This is a genomic window from Bacillus pumilus (genome assembly GCF_038738535.1).
Classification (GTDB): domain Bacteria; phylum Bacillota; class Bacilli; order Bacillales; family Bacillaceae; genus Bacillus.
Window position 1 is genome coordinate 1,660,361 of record NZ_CP046128.1, and the last position, 14,413, is coordinate 1,674,773.

General features: G+C 42.0%; 15 protein-coding genes. 11 read left to right on the forward strand and 4 right to left on the reverse strand.

The window, feature by feature from the left end:
* Positions 1–384 precede the first annotated feature (384 nt).
* Positions 385–621 carry a hypothetical protein gene (locus tag GKC25_RS08195; protein ID WP_095285201.1) on the forward strand — a complete coding sequence of 79 codons (237 nt, stop codon included), beginning with the start codon at positions 385–387 and terminating at the stop codon, positions 619–621.
* Positions 622–648: 27 nt separating this feature from the next.
* Here the strand turns inward: GKC25_RS08195 and GKC25_RS08200 are convergent, their stop codons facing one another.
* Together GKC25_RS08200 and GKC25_RS08205 are read right to left on the reverse strand one after the other, a co-directional pair.
* A complete protein-coding gene (locus GKC25_RS08200; RefSeq protein WP_095285202.1) occupies positions 649–1,344 on the reverse strand; it encodes a YoaK family protein in 696 nt (231 codons plus the stop codon).
* Between the two features lie 34 nt (positions 1,345–1,378).
* Positions 1,379–3,244 carry a DNA ligase D gene (locus GKC25_RS08205; protein WP_342689971.1) on the reverse strand — a complete coding sequence of 622 codons (1,866 nt, stop codon included), beginning with the start codon at positions 3,242–3,244 and terminating at the stop codon, positions 1,379–1,381.
* A gap of 114 nt (positions 3,245–3,358) precedes the next feature.
* On the opposite strand from GKC25_RS08205, the gene GKC25_RS08210 reads away from it, so the two are divergent.
* Positions 3,359–4,207: a Ku protein gene (locus GKC25_RS08210; protein ID WP_003211891.1), complete on the forward strand. Its 849-nt coding sequence runs from the start codon at positions 3,359–3,361 to the stop codon at positions 4,205–4,207.
* A 23-nt stretch (positions 4,208–4,230) separates the two neighbouring features.
* On the opposite strand, the gene GKC25_RS08215 is transcribed toward GKC25_RS08210, so the two are convergent.
* The gene (locus GKC25_RS08215; protein ID WP_342689962.1) at positions 4,231–4,674 is read right to left on the reverse strand and encodes a DUF2188 domain-containing protein; all 444 of its coding nucleotides are present in this window, start codon (positions 4,672–4,674) and stop codon (positions 4,231–4,233) included.
* A gap of 160 nt (positions 4,675–4,834) precedes the next feature.
* On the opposite strand from GKC25_RS08215, the gene GKC25_RS08220 reads away from it, so the two are divergent.
* From GKC25_RS08220 to GKC25_RS08250, 7 genes are all read left to right on the forward strand, one after another.
* Entirely contained in the window at positions 4,835–5,308 is a 474-nt protein-coding gene (locus GKC25_RS08220; protein WP_268495355.1) for a VOC family protein, read from the forward strand.
* Between the two features lie 48 nt (positions 5,309–5,356).
* Positions 5,357–5,770: an Rrf2 family transcriptional regulator gene (locus GKC25_RS08225; RefSeq protein ID WP_095285206.1), complete on the forward strand. Its 414-nt coding sequence runs from the start codon at positions 5,357–5,359 to the stop codon at positions 5,768–5,770.
* Positions 5,771–5,901: 131 nt separating this feature from the next.
* Positions 5,902–6,753 carry an SDR family oxidoreductase gene (locus tag GKC25_RS08230; protein ID WP_127686956.1) on the forward strand — a complete coding sequence of 284 codons (852 nt, stop codon included), beginning with the start codon at positions 5,902–5,904 and terminating at the stop codon, positions 6,751–6,753.
* A gap of 190 nt (positions 6,754–6,943) precedes the next feature.
* Complete coding sequence (locus tag GKC25_RS08235; RefSeq protein WP_034660757.1) at positions 6,944–7,660, forward strand: (Fe-S)-binding protein; 717 nt, start codon at positions 6,944–6,946, stop codon at positions 7,658–7,660.
* 21 nt (positions 7,661–7,681) lie between these two features.
* On the forward strand, positions 7,682–9,103 hold the full coding sequence (locus GKC25_RS08240; protein WP_106037254.1) for a LutB/LldF family L-lactate oxidation iron-sulfur protein: 1,422 nt from the start codon (positions 7,682–7,684) through the stop codon (positions 9,101–9,103).
* Positions 9,103–9,825, forward strand: coding sequence for a LutC/YkgG family protein (locus GKC25_RS08245; protein ID WP_034660759.1), 723 nt, complete (start codon positions 9,103–9,105; stop codon positions 9,823–9,825). The genes GKC25_RS08240 and GKC25_RS08245 overlap by 1 nt, the downstream gene beginning before the upstream one ends.
* A 143-nt stretch (positions 9,826–9,968) precedes the next feature.
* A complete protein-coding gene (locus GKC25_RS08250; protein ID WP_187704524.1) occupies positions 9,969–10,877 on the forward strand; it encodes a DMT family transporter in 909 nt (302 codons plus the stop codon).
* Positions 10,878–10,889: 12 nt separating this feature from the next.
* Here the strand turns inward: GKC25_RS08250 and GKC25_RS08255 are convergent, their stop codons facing one another.
* Positions 10,890–11,081, reverse strand: a complete 192-nt coding sequence (locus tag GKC25_RS08255) for a hypothetical protein (RefSeq protein WP_034660761.1) — start codon at positions 11,079–11,081, stop codon at positions 10,890–10,892.
* 110 nt (positions 11,082–11,191) lie between these two features.
* Between GKC25_RS08255 and GKC25_RS08260 the strand changes: the two genes are divergently transcribed.
* Both GKC25_RS08260 and GKC25_RS08265 read left to right on the forward strand, forming a co-directional pair.
* Entirely contained in the window at positions 11,192–13,408 is a 2,217-nt protein-coding gene (locus tag GKC25_RS08260) for an RNA ligase (RefSeq protein ID WP_342689963.1), read from the forward strand.
* A gap of 456 nt (positions 13,409–13,864) precedes the next feature.
* Positions 13,865–14,410 carry a TetR/AcrR family transcriptional regulator gene (locus GKC25_RS08265; RefSeq protein WP_249114887.1) on the forward strand — a complete coding sequence of 182 codons (546 nt, stop codon included), beginning with the start codon at positions 13,865–13,867 and terminating at the stop codon, positions 14,408–14,410.
* Positions 14,411–14,413 lie beyond the last annotated feature (3 nt).

Sequence of the window (14,413 nt, forward strand, 5' to 3'; positions counted from 1 at the left end):
GTTCTTTCGAAGTAGCAGAAAAAATCATTGGTGGTTAATCCACCATTTATCTCTCGCCCTTGTTGATCATCGTCAGCAAGGGTTTTTTGTATGTTGTTAATAGGCTCTTCTTATTAAACGCTACAAGAACGTTTAATAAGAAGAATTCGCAACAAAGGGGGTGTGCAAATTTGTTACCTGCCCCATTATTCTAAATAAACATAGGGCAGCGCAACAAGTTAAAAAGGTCACCTTTCTTTGCTTAATTTAATTTTTTGCAGGACTTTTCATTCACATTTTATCAAATTGGTCTATTGTACATAGAAGTAAAAGAAAAAGTCGGAACACCGCTCCATTTGTCATGCATATGATGTGATGAGTTGTTAGACGAAAGCAGGTGATTGTATGTATCCACGAGTTTATGGAGGTTTTCATGGAGGCGGTTTTAGCGGTGGGGGAGCACATATCGGATCGGTTGGTTCTCATATCGGCTTTGGCGGGTATTATGTGAGCTCTGGTGTGTTTTCTGGTTTAGGCGGTTTCCCTGGATACGGGGGATTCGGGACATTTTCTGGATATCCGTATGGCTCCACGTTCATTATGGGGCGTCCTCCTGGTTTTTATGTGAGAAGTTATGAGTGAACGTTGAAATAGCCATCTAACGATTGGCTATTTCAATTGGTGAAAGTGCTTCAATGCAGCAGTGATCACAATCACCCCAAGGATAGAGATAGGCAGCCAAATGATGATAAACGGGTCGTACGCATCTGTGTATGCCGCTAAAGCGGCACCTAGGCAGTAAAAGACAATAGAGCCTATTCGCATGAAACTGACATGCTGTATAGGAGCTTTTCTTTTTTCCCGGTGTGAAATGCGCTGAGCCAAATCTTCAAATAGGTTAGCGAGTGTACTCGTTAGAACCGTTGTGGAAATGCCAGCCACATTTAATTTGCGGGCGGCCGCTGTCTGCAGGCCCATGGCCATACTTAAAAGGATAATGAGCATAAAATAAGCACCTTGTGTATAAGGGAAAATGGTCATGAGAGCAAATAGAAGTAGTATCATGACTTCTATGATAAAGATACGTGTAACGGCTTTTGGCCAAAACGTTTTCTCATGCTTTCCGCCTATCACAACAGCAAGTAAAACCCCTAGAACGAATCCACTCAGTGCAGTGATGGAATGAAGGGCTGTTAGCTGCAAGGAGCTTCCTGCTGCAATGCCAAGCAGCACAATATTACCTGTCATATTGGCTGTAAACACATGCCCTAGGCTCAAATAGCCAATCACATCTACAATACCTGCGGAAAGGCACAAGAAGATTAGTGCTGTATTTCGAAATGAATGTGCGGTCAAAATGGTCATCCCTTTCTTACTCTCTAATGAATAAGTGTAACGCTTAATGACCGCGTATGTCCATCTTATGTGCCGGTATAATGTCTTCAAGCCGATGTAAGACTTGTCTGAAAGTGTCATCATTTACAAGATGCCTCATACGGCGGAATGGATCTCCTTTTTCCTTTAGACGCTCTATAACAGCTGGCATGGTAAACAAAGAAGGATGAAGGCCATCGTGATGGAGTTCGCCCCATTCAAGCGGTGTCGCTACAAGTCCAAGCTCATTTCCTCTTGGTGAATAGGGCGCGATGATTGTTTTTCCAGCATCGTGCTGAATATAGTCTAAATACAAGCGATTGCCGCGTTTTTTCTTAAGACGTTCTAAAGTAAATAGCTCAGGAGCTTGTTCACATAAAAATTGGCATATAAACGCGGTGAATGATCTCGTTTCTTCGTATGTGAAGGCATTTTTCTTTAATGGAATATACACTTGCAGTCCTTTACCGCCGCTTGTTTTAATAAAGGCTGTAAGAAAGAGCCCGTCTAAAAGCGCTTTGATTCGCTTGGCAGCTTCTATGGCTAGATGAAACTCGTTAACAGATGGCGGGTCTAAATCAAAGACGATTTCGACCGGCCGGTCCGTATCCCTTGTTTCAAAAGGAATATGAAATTCCATCGCAAGCTGGTTACCGAGCCAAAGAAGCGTCTGAGGGTCATTACAGACCGTGTAAGCAATATCATCAACTTGATCGGTCAACACAAAATCTGGTGCATAATCAGGTGTCGACTTTTGATAAAAGAATTCATCCCCAGCGCCATGGGGGAACCGAATTAAAGTAAGTCGTCTTTCACGTAAAAAGGGCAAGAGATAGGGAGCCGCTTGTCTCAAATAAAGTAAGTAATCTGCCTTGTTCAGATGAAGAGCCGGCACAATCGGTTTTTCAGGATGAGTGACGTCAATCACGGCAGGGAGCGGATACAGCTGTTTGAGCATTTGCTGAAACGTACACGCTGCTGGGTCAGTATCTAGTAAAAAGGAAGAAAAACGCGGCTCTCTTAAGGCGGATCCATCAAAGGATATACAAGCAATGCTGGCGACGATAGAAGGAGGGATTTCATATCCTGATGCTCCTTTTAGCTGGCCTTTTGTTTGAAAGAGTGTACGCAGCGTTTGTTCTTCTTCTTTAGAAAACCCATGCTTGAATTGGACAACCTCGGTGAGATGATGATCTTGATAAATACAGCCTTGGAAATAGCCATTTTCTTTATCAAAACGAGTCACAATGACAGAGACATAGCGCCAGTTTTTGACTTTCAGCCATTCTTTTGACCGGGTATTGTCGTGCCATTTACTCGTCTTTTTTTTCGCAACGAGTCCTTCTGCTAAATACGTCGTCATCAGCTTTTTCATATATTCATGATTTGTGTCTGTATGAATAAGTTGAAGAAGGGAAGGGTGCTCCAGCTGAACAGTTGGCGGAAGTTTTGCTTCTTGGAAAACTTGCTGTAACTGTTTTTTCCTATCCATCAACGGTAAATCAACAAGGGATCTCCCTGTGCATCTTAATAGATCAAATGCAATCAAATGACATGGAAACCGCTCAGCCTGCAGCTTAATAGCCTCTTTGTTTTTCAGCCTGCCTCTTTGCTGAACCCTCGCAAAATCGCTTTGCTGTTCATCCAGTAAAAAGACCAATTCCCCATCAAACGTAAGTGGTAAAAAAGGAGCAAACTGGTCCCTTAATTGTTCGCACTGTTCAATAACCTCAGGAAACTGTTCGTTTAATCGTTTTCCGGCTCTACTTTCTAAAAGAATCTCGTTTTCCTCCCACATCAGGATGGTCCGAAAGCCATCATATTTTAATTCATACACCCAGTCTGAACCGGTAGGAATATCATGTGCCGCCGTTAATCGCATAGGTTTCATTGTCATGTCACTTCCTCATATGATGTGTTCTTAGAGTGGGATGAAATTTTCATTCGCATACATAAGTCTAACGAAAACATTGCATAGTAAGGAGAAAAGAACGGAGGCGACGCGATGCATACAGTTTGGAAAGGCGGCATTAGCTTCGGATTGGTCAATATTCCAGTTAAGCTGTTTACCGCTACAGAGAACAAAGATATTAAGTTAAGACAGCTGCATAAAGAGTGTCACACGCCCATTAACTATAAAAAGGTTTGTGCCAACTGCGGGGAAGAGGTGGCACCAGAACAAATCGTCAAAGCGTACGAGTATGCGAAAAATAAATTTATTGAATTAGACGAGGAAGAGCTTGAAAAACTGCGAAAAGAAAATGAAGAAAAAGCGGTTGAAATCATTGATTTTGTGAAAATAGAAGAGATTGATCCAATCTATTATGAAAGAAGTTACTTTTTATCACCAGATACTGGCGGAGCAAAGGCTTATTCATTATTAAGAAAAGCTTTAGAGGAATCTGGGAAAATTGGCGTGGCAAAAATTATGATCCGCTCAAAGGAGCAATTAGCAATCGTTAGGTGCTATGAACATATTTTGCTGATGGAAACCATTCATTTCCCTGATGAAATTAGACAAGTATCTGATGTACCGAATATCCCCCAAGAGGAGAACATTGTAAAGAAAGAGTTAGATACAGCGCTCCTTTTAATCGAGCAGCTGACCACGACATTCGATCCAGCGGCATATCAAGATGAATACAGAGAACAGCTGATGAACTTAATTGGCGATAAAATATCTGGAGAACATACGGTTCAGCCAGAAACGACAGGCAAAAAAGATCCTGCATCCAATGTGACTGATTTAATGGCGGCTCTACAGGCTTCAATCGATCGATCAAAACCAGCCAAAGCGAAAAAAGCAGCACCTAAAAAAAGAAAAGCACCAGCGAAAAAAGAAAAGAATGCATAAGAAAAGACCGCTTACGGGCGGTCTTATTGCGGTTTTAACACGTCCTGAATTGTTCCATCTTTTCTGTGGATAACAACAGAAGTCCCTTTATTAGATGCAATCTCCTTTGCCCGGTCAATTGCTTCTTGTTTCGTTTCTTTGACCTCACTTGCTCGTTTTGCTTTCTCTGTTTGAACCGCCCAGCCTTCTTCGTGCTTGACGACATGCTGCGCATGATCCATGAGCTCTGGTCTTGCAGAGCTGCTGCCCTCAGAAGGTTTGACAGAACCATGAGATGAGAAATTCTTTATCTCTTTCTCCGTTGCGTTTTTCTTCCACTCTTTCGCTTGACTGATCGCAATTGGGATGGCTCTATTTTCGTCATAGCCTTCCTGTATCATTTTGTTGGCAATCTCAAGCGCTTTTTTTCGAATGACGTTATCTAACGATTGAAATGAAGCCGGATAATCATTCATCGTCCAAGGCATATGAAACGCTCCTTTCTTTTATTTGAACACCTTCCCCCATCTGCAATGGATCAAACATATCATTCTTCTCAAACCAATGAATGGGATAAAATACATCGTTTTGCTGAGGCGGAATCTCATCAAATCCCGCAGAATAGAAGGGAGAAAAGGAGTGGTTTGGATGATGATAAAAGGTTTGTATGAAGCCCATTTACCTGTGAGTGATTTGAAGGCATCTATTGCGTTTTATGAAAAATTGGAATTGACACTTGCTCACGAAAATGAACGAGTTGCTTTTTTATGGATTGAAAAAGGAAAGAGCTGGCTTGGCTTGTGGAAAGTAGATATAAATGCCTTTCCATACCATCCCTCGACTCGGCACGTTGCCTTTCAAATTACAACGTCCAGTATCGAACAGATCAAGGCTTGGCTTGTTGAAAAAGGCATCAGTATTCACCCAATGTTTGGTTTTTCAGAAGAGGAACAGCCTTTAGTTCTGGATAATCCGCCGCAATTTCATGCAGCGATCTATTTTCTTGACCCAGATGAGAATTTGCTTGAATGCATTGCCCCGCTTGAACTTGATACAGCAGAAGACTACAATATCATGACATATGAGGACTGGGATAGAAAGAAAAATCCGTTTATTGATTGACAAAATCACTCATTGTAACTATATTGATTACAACGGTGGTGAAAGATTGTGAAACAAATTAGCAGCAGGTATCCGATTGCTGTTCATATTTTGTCATTTATTGCAGGTGTTCCAAAAGAGTGTACAGGGGATTTTATTGCGGAAAGTGTGAATTCAAATCCAGCCATTGTTCGAAAAATGATGGCAATGCTCAAACGGGCGGGACTTATTGAGATACGCCGCGGAGTAGGCGGTGCTTACTTAAAAAGGCCGGCAGAGGAAATCACGCTGTTAGATGTGTACCGTGCTGTCGATGTAAGCGAGGATGAAGATTTATTTAACTTCCATCAGCCAGTCATCGCATGTCCGATTGGTCAAGCAATGGATACAAGACTGAGGAGTGAACTAAAAGAAGCTCAGGCAGCGCTTGAAAATCACCTCAAACAAGTGACCATCCAGCAATTGTTGACAGAGTCAGAATAAAAGAAGCTCAGGCTGAACTTGAGCTTTTTTTACACCAGTTGTTGTAATCGAGATGGTTATAACGAATAAACGGATACGTAAAGCTGTACCAAAACATCACCGTCGAATCACAAAATGAGGAGGTCAAACAAATGAAATTATTAGTAACAGGCGCAACAGGACAACTTGGATCGCTCGTCGTCCAGCATTTGCTTACAAAGGTACCGGCTGAACAAATTGCGGTCAGTGTTCGAAACCCGCAAAAAGCAGCACATTTGAAGGAAGCTGGGGTGGATGTACGCCACGGAGACTTTACTCAGCCAGACACCCTTAAGGCAGCCTTTCAAGGCATTGACCGTCTTTTGATGATTTCAACTGCAGAAGGAGACCGCGTGCAGCAACATACGGCTGCCATCCAAGCGGCGAAAGCAGCTGGTGTATCCTTTATTGCTTATACAAGCGTTGTGAGTGCAAGAGAGAGTCAGCTTGTCCTTGCACATGACCATGCAAAAACAGAAGAAGCGATTGTGGCCTCTGGCATTCCTCATGTGTTTTTAAGAAACAATTGGTATGTAGAAAACGAAAAAGATACGATTCTAGCAGCCGTTAGCGGCGCACCATTTTTAAGTCCAATTGGTGATGGCAAGGTTGGCTGGGCAACAAGAAATGACTACGCAGAAGCGGCCGCAAATGCGTTAACACTTCCTGTACATGACCAGGAGATATATGAGCTGTCAGGACCTCTTCGGACGCATACTGAACTTGCACACATTGTCAGTGAGGTAAGCGGAAAAGAGATCAAAGTCGAGCAAATTGATGTCGACACATTTGGAGAGTTTTTAGCTTCAAATGGTGTACCAAAAGAAGCTGTTCCGTTCGTCAAAGCCATTCAAAGCGGCATTCGCGATGGTGCCTTAGCTGTTGAAAGCCGTGATTTCGAAACATTATTAGGCCGGCCCTTAACACCTATCGAAGAAAGAATTCGTGAATTGATTTCAAAATAAATCTTCTCAAGCGCCCTATCAAAAGGGCGTTTTTTTCATTCAAGCTACACATGCCATATGTCCAAATTTAGACAAATCACTTCGTTGAAATTTCAGAAATTTGGGATTAAAATGAAAATAGGGTCTGTTATTTCGTCATCAGATGACCAAATTAATGAATCAAATTGCAGCAAAGAAGGGAAGTTCGCCGATGAAAGTCCATTTATTCGTTACCTGTTTAATTGACACCATGCAGCCAAGTGTAGGAAAGGCGACAGTGAAAGTACTAGAAAGGCTCGGTGTAGAGGTGGAATTTCCAGAGGCACAAGTGTGCTGCGGACAGCCAGCCTTTAACAGCGGCTATACAAAAGAAACCATCAAAGCAGCAAAAAACATGATCAAAGCCTTTGAATCAGCTGAATATGTCGTGACGCCGTCAGGTTCTTGTAAGGCGATGTTTTTAGAATATCCTCATCTTTTAAAAGAAGACCCAGTGTGGTCAGCAAAAGCTGAGGCACTTACTGAGAAAACATATGAATTAACCGAGTTTATTGTTGATATATTACACGTCACAGATGTAGGGGCGAGCCTGAAAGGAAACGCAACCTATCACACATCCTGTCATATGACGAGACTGCTGCGAATTAAGGAAGCACCTATCACACTGTTGTCAAATGTCAAAGATTTGACGATGACACCATTGCCGCGTGCAGAAAATTGCTGCGGATTTGGAGGAACCTTTTCAGTAAAAATGACACCTATTTCTGAGCAAATGGTCGATGAGAAAGTCCAAAGCATAGAGGAGACAGGCGCTGAATACATTATTGGTGCTGACTGCGGATGTCTGCTGAATATTGGCGGGAGGCTGAATCGTCTTGATAAGCCCATTCAAGTGATGCATATCGCAGAAGTATTAAATAGCCGCTGACTTTAAGAGGGGGAACGGCAAATGAGTATGAAAATTGGAGAGAAGGGCTTTAAAGAACGAATCGGGGAAGGGTTAGAAGATACTGTCATGAGAGGTGCTGTTTCCTCAGCGCAGGAACGCCTGTATGAAAGGCGGCTATCTGCGAGCGAAGAGCTTGGCAACTGGGAAAAGTGGCGAGAACTTGGCGAGGAAATCCGGCAGCATACGCTGACGCATCTTGATGACTACTTATACCAATTAAGTGAAAGCGTTAGTGCACGTGGAGGACATGTCTTTTTTGCAAAAACAAAGGAAGAGGCATCGGCGTATATACAAAATGTGGCACAGAAAAAAGCGGCCAAAAAGATCGTTAAATCAAAATCAATGGTCACAGAAGAAATTGAAATGAATCAAGCGCTTGAAGAGATCGGCTGTGAGGTGGTGGAAAGCGATCTTGGCGAGTATATTCTGCAAGTAGATGATCATGAACCTCCTTCACATATTGTGGCACCTGCTCTTCATATGACGAAAGAACAAATACGGGAAGTATTTCATGAGAAGCTAGGGTATGAGATGTCAGAGACACCTGAAGACATGACGAGTTTTGTGAGAGCCATATTACGTGAAAAATTCCTCGAAGCTGACATTGGTGTCACTGGCTGTAATTTTGCTGTCGCCAATACAGGTTCCATCTGCCTTGTGACAAATGAAGGGAATGCGGATCTTGTCACGGCTATCCCGAAGACACATATCTCCGTTATGGGCATGGAACGGATTGTTCCAACGATGGAGGAACTGGATGTCCTTGTTGGTCTTTTGTGCAGAAGTGCAGTTGGTCAGAAATTAACAAGTTATATTTCTGTCGTCGGGCCAAAAGGAGAAGAAGAAGTGGATGGACCAGAAGAATTTCACTTGGTCATTGTGGACAATGGGCGGTCCAATATATTAGGTACTGCCTTTCAGCCTGTTCTCCAATGTATCCGGTGCGCAGCCTGTATTAATGTGTGCCCAGTTTACCGGCATGTGGGCGGACATTCATACGGATCGATTTATCCGGGGCCAATTGGCGCTGTTCTTTCGCCGCTTCTTGGCGGCTATGATGACTACCAAGAGCTCCCCTTTGCATCAAGCCTTTGCGCAGCCTGCACAGATGCTTGTCCAGTAAAGATCCCGCTTCACGAGTTATTAATAAAACATCGACAAGTCATCGTTGAAAAAGAGGGGAGAGCGTCTAAAACTGAAATGATGGCGATGAAAATGTTCGGTATGGGCGCATCGACTCCCGGAATGTATCAATTCGGAACAAAAGCAGCCCCTGTATTGATGAATCGTATGGCTTCAAACGGACAGATTTCAAAAGGAATAGGTCCTTTAAAGAATTGGACAGATATTCGTGATCTGCCAGCTCCAAGTAAAGAAAGATTCAGGGATTGGTTTAAAAAGAGACAGAAGGAGGAGCAGTGATGAAGGGAACCATTTCTCACCGAGAGTCGTTTTTAGCTCATATCCGTAAGCAATTAGGTAAAGATTCCTCCCCGTCTGCATCTATTCAGCGTCCAGCTTGGAAGCATCAAGTCCAGTGGGAAACAAACGGACTTTTGTCTAAAGAAGAACTAGTCGAGCAACTGAAGAAGCAATGTCAACGAATTCACACAAGAGTGGTCGAAACAACACCACAGGAAGCGCCCTCTGTATTAAGATTATTGATGACAGAGTATGGAGAGGGTTCTGTGATGACATCGGGCGATCATCGTTTTGAACAATATGGATTTCATCCGATGTTTGACAGCTTGCAGCACGAAGGATTCGCAGTCACCAGCTGGAATGCTGAGGCATCAAGGGAAGAAAATATCAGGCTGGCAGAACAAGCGACATATTCGGTTGTATTCAGTGATTACACCCTAGCAGAATCAGGTACAGTCGTCCTTTCATCCCATCAAGGCCAAGGCAGAGCGCTGCATTTTTTACCGATGATGTATATCGTGTGTATCGAAAAAAGCACAGTGGTTCCGCGGATGATTCAGGCTGTTTCGGCTCTTAATCGCTCGGTAGAAGAGGGGGAGCAGGCGAAAGGTGCTATTCATTTCATATCAGGTCCGAGTAACTCTGCGGATATTGAGATGAATTTAGTGGTAGGTGTTCATGGTCCAGTTCGGGCCGTTTATCTGTTAATAGATGATGAATGAGGGCTTTCGTGATGAAAGCTTTTTTCATGCAAAAAAGCTCACACAATTTTTAAAATCATCTTGCCTCTAGCAGATTGGACATAGTAAGATGACGACATACAAGATGAACTTCTCATCTACTGCTGATGTAAAGGAAGCTGCTTATGGAAATGAAGTCAACTGCTCAAAAGAAATCAATTGCACTACCGCTTGTGATTTCAATTATTGCCATTTCGTTTTCTGCTATCATTGTGAAATGGTCAAATGCACCTGCTGCTATTTTAAGCATGTATCGAATGATCTTTGCCGCGGCTTTTATGCTGCCGTTTATCCTGCCACGTAAAAAAGAATTTCTTTCAATAAAGCGCAGAGACTGGTTTTTCTTATGTATGTCAGGCTTCTTTTTAGGACTCCACTTTGTGTTGTGGTTTGGCTCACTGAAGCTGACGACTGTGGCAAGCTCTACTATTATTATCGCCCTTCAGCCGATGGTCTCCTTATTAGGCGGCTTTCTCATTTTCCGTGAACGAACCACGCTGCCCGCACTCTTGACGATGTGTGTAGCGATTGCTGGTGCACTCATGATTGGATGGGGAGACATAGGTCATAGCCAGGAAGCCATCCTAGGAGACATTTTATCCTTTTTAAGTGTGATCGCGGTTGTTTGTTATTTATTAATAGGTCAACAGGCTGTAAGGAAAATATCTCATTGGATTTATAGTTTTTGTGTGTTTGGTTTTGCTGGTCTTTTTTTAATTCTATTCAACCTAATGCAGCAAACTCCTTTTACAGGCTATCCGGGTAAAGAGTGGGGGATTTTTTTATTGCTTGCCATCATTCCCACCATGTCTCATGTCATTAATAATTGGCTTTTAACTTACGTCAATGCCACAACGATTTCAATGAGTATACTTGGCGAACCTGTTGGGGCCACGAGTCTTGCTGTGTGGCTGCTTGGAGAGAAGATTACACTGCTTCAAATGTGTGGCGGTCTTCTTGTCCTTTTAGGCGTCTTTTTCTTTTTGATGCAGCAGCGTCAAGGAATTGTGATGAAACCAAAAAAATCCGGTTAAATGCCGGATTTTTTACTCTTTTAAATCATTTTTTTCAATCACTTTGTTCAATCTTTCCTCAACCTTCTTCAATTCCATTCGTCTTCTTCTGATCATTCGAAAAGAGGTGACAATCATAGTCACGATAACAGTAATGAATAGAAGAGAGAACACTTGAAATAAAAAATCTCCAAGATTGAATGCCATATTCTCTCCATTAGACATACGTAAAACCTCCCTTTCTATCTATATATTACCATAATCAATAAAAGATTGAGATTTATCCATAATTTATCTATAATAGGTAAAATATCACTCATTAAAGGAGAACCAATATGAGAACTTTAGTCCTTTTACGAGGTCTCCCAGGCGTAGGTAAATCAACTTGGATCAAAGATCAAGGCTTAGAGCCCTACACTTTATCAGCGGATCAGATCCGTCTTTTGACCCAGCCGCCGCAGTTATCTGTCAATGGGAAACCAGAAATTTCAAGCAAGCATGACCACAAAGTCTGGTCTTTGTTATTTGAATTGCTTACAGCACGTATGGAACACGGAGACTTTACTGTGATTGATGCGACACATATTTCAAGCAAATCGATATCTCAATATAAATCGTTAGCCACATCGTATCGTTACAGGGTGTATGTCGTCGATTTCACGCAGGTGCCGCTTGAAACAGCTCTCCTGCAAAATCGCTCACGGGAACCTCACAAAGTTGTGCGGGAGTCTGTTTTATATCAAATGAACGAGCGGTTAAAAACAGAAAAGGTCCCATCATGGGTGACTGTTTTGCAGCCTGAGGAGTATCCGCAAGTGATAACCTATCAGCCTCGATCCTTCGATCAATATGAGGCCATTCATGTCTTTGGAGATATTCACGGCTGTCATACCGCTCTGACCACCTATTTACAAGGAGACATTAAAGAAAACGAACTTTATATCTTTGCAGGTGATTTGCTTGATAGAGGAATAGAAAACAAGGAAGTATTAGAATGGATGCTCGCACATAGAGAATGCCGGAATGTCATCGTGATTGAGGGCAATCATGATCAGCATTTATACCGGTTTGCACATGGTGAGAAAGTAAGAAGCAATATGTTTAACCGGCATACTGCACCTGAAATCGAAGCAGCAGACTTTGATTTAAAAGAAGTACGGAAGTTTGTCAGAACATTTCATCAGCTTACTTATTTTACGTACCATAGCAAGACATTTCTTGTTACCCACGGGGGGCTTGCTCATTTGCCAGAAGAGCTTCTGCATGTCTCAACCCAGCAGCTCATTCACGGTGTAGGTGAATATTCAGATGACATTGACCACTTGTTTGTTCAAAACACCGCTGGATTAGATGTCATTCAAATTCACGGGCATCGTAATTTATACAGGCTGCCAATTCAAGCAGCGGAAAGATCTTATAATCTAGAAGGCCAGGTTGAATTCGGGGGGCAGCTGAGGGTCTTGAAAATCACAGCTGACGGGATTGAGGCTCATGAAATTGACAACCCAGTCTATAGAGCTTCTGAGAAAAAAACATCGGCTGCTCTTCAACCAGATATCTCACTGGATGACTTTTTAGCTCACTTAGATCAGCATGAATATGTACAGGAATTAAAGCTTCCGCACCATATTTCATCTTTTAATTTTACGAAAAAAGCTTTTAGTGAACGGCAGTGGGATGATGTGAATGTGAAGGCAAGAGGTTTGTTTGTCAATATGGTGTCAAAGCAGATTGTTTCAAGAAGCTACAACAAATTTTTTAATATTGACGAGCGTCCAGAGACAAAAATGCATCATCTAGTGAACCATCTTCAATTCCCTGTTACCGTCTATGATAAAGCAAATGGATATTTAGGAACGGTTGGGTATAACGAAATGGATGATGAATTGGTGTTTACGTCCAAATCGTATACATCTCATGTGAAACAAAATCAGCATGCTTCCTGGGTCGAAGAGCTATTTTATGCAACCTTTGACGATGTGCAGGTCGACTACATCAAATCATACGTACGTGACAACAATGTATCTCTTGTGTTTGAAGTCATTTTACCAGAGAAAGACCCACATATTATCACATATGATCAAGATCAACTCATTTTGCTTGATATTGTGAAGCGTCAGCTAAGCTATGAAAAAGCACCATTCACTGAAGTGAAAAGGTTAAGCGAACAGCTTGGAATGTCCTGCAAGCAGGAAGTGGCTGTGTTCCATAATTGGACGTCTTTTTATAAATGGTATCAGGCAGTATCTCATGACGACTCTATTAAAGAAGAGGGATATGTCATTGAGGATGACAGAGGCTTTATGACCAAGCTCAAGCTTCCTTATTATCAATTCTGGAAGCAGATGCGTGCTATTAAGCAGCGTGTCGCCGAGAAACGTTCCACACAAAAATATATGCAGGCATTGCAAACAGCGGAGCAAGCTAGATTTTATACGTGGCTTCTTGAGCAAGATGCCAATGATGTCAGGAATAGCTCAATTATTGAGCTGCGAACACAATTTGAGCAAAGCGATGCTGCCCAATTGAATAATGATGAAATAAATGCATAGTCTAAACATGAGTCTTTTCTAAGGAAAAGGCTTTTTTTGATGCAGTTGAAAGGTAGACCCATATATGCCTGATCATATTGAAGTGATTCTTCGAACGATGTTTGCTTTTGCGATTTTATTTGGTGGAGCACGTCTTCTTGGAAAGCAAACATATTGATACATATGACGGCCATATTCAGTCTCCGATTGATCAAGAATGAACGTGTAGTGCAGAGGTCACCCGCATGACACATATCTGCCAAGATTTCTAAGTCCTTTGGATGCTGTCTGACTAGGCATCATTTCTCAATTATTATTATTTTCAGAAAATGTGATGACGGAGAAAAATAAGTGTGTTTAAGTATATATAGAAGAAATTAAAATATTAATATAATATACCGCATGCGGAATGAACATTCATTCCTGAAATGAGGAGGGGATGAAGTGCCAGCAGTGACTGATAAACAAGAACAGATTATGAAGGCTTCACTAGATTTATTTATTGAACGGGGCTTTGATGGGACCACGATGCCGATGATATCAAAAAGAGCAAACGTCGGAGCAGGAACCATTTACCGTTATTTCGACAGTAAAGAGGCCCTCGTTAATATTTTGTACCAGCGCAGCCTTTCTGCATTTATCGAAAAAATGAACACAAACAGTCCAGATCCAAAGGCAAGTATTCGGGCGTACTTTAAGCATGTATTTTATTGCTTGGTTTTATTTACAAAGGAGAATCCAAGCGGGCTATATTTCTTAGAAATTGATAAACGATCCCATTACTTAGACGAGACGAGCAAAGAGAAAATGCAGCTTTTGTTACATGAGCTATTCCTTATCTTTGAAGAAGGGAAAAAGGATGGGATTCATCCAAATCTCTCAGGTAGAACCATTTTATCGATTGTATTTGGTGCCTTTGTACAGCTGCATAAACAAATTCTTGCAGAAGAAATAGAGCCAACGATTGAATTTCTAGAGGACATTGAGCAATGTTTATGGCGCGCCATTAGCGTTGCTTCTTAATGA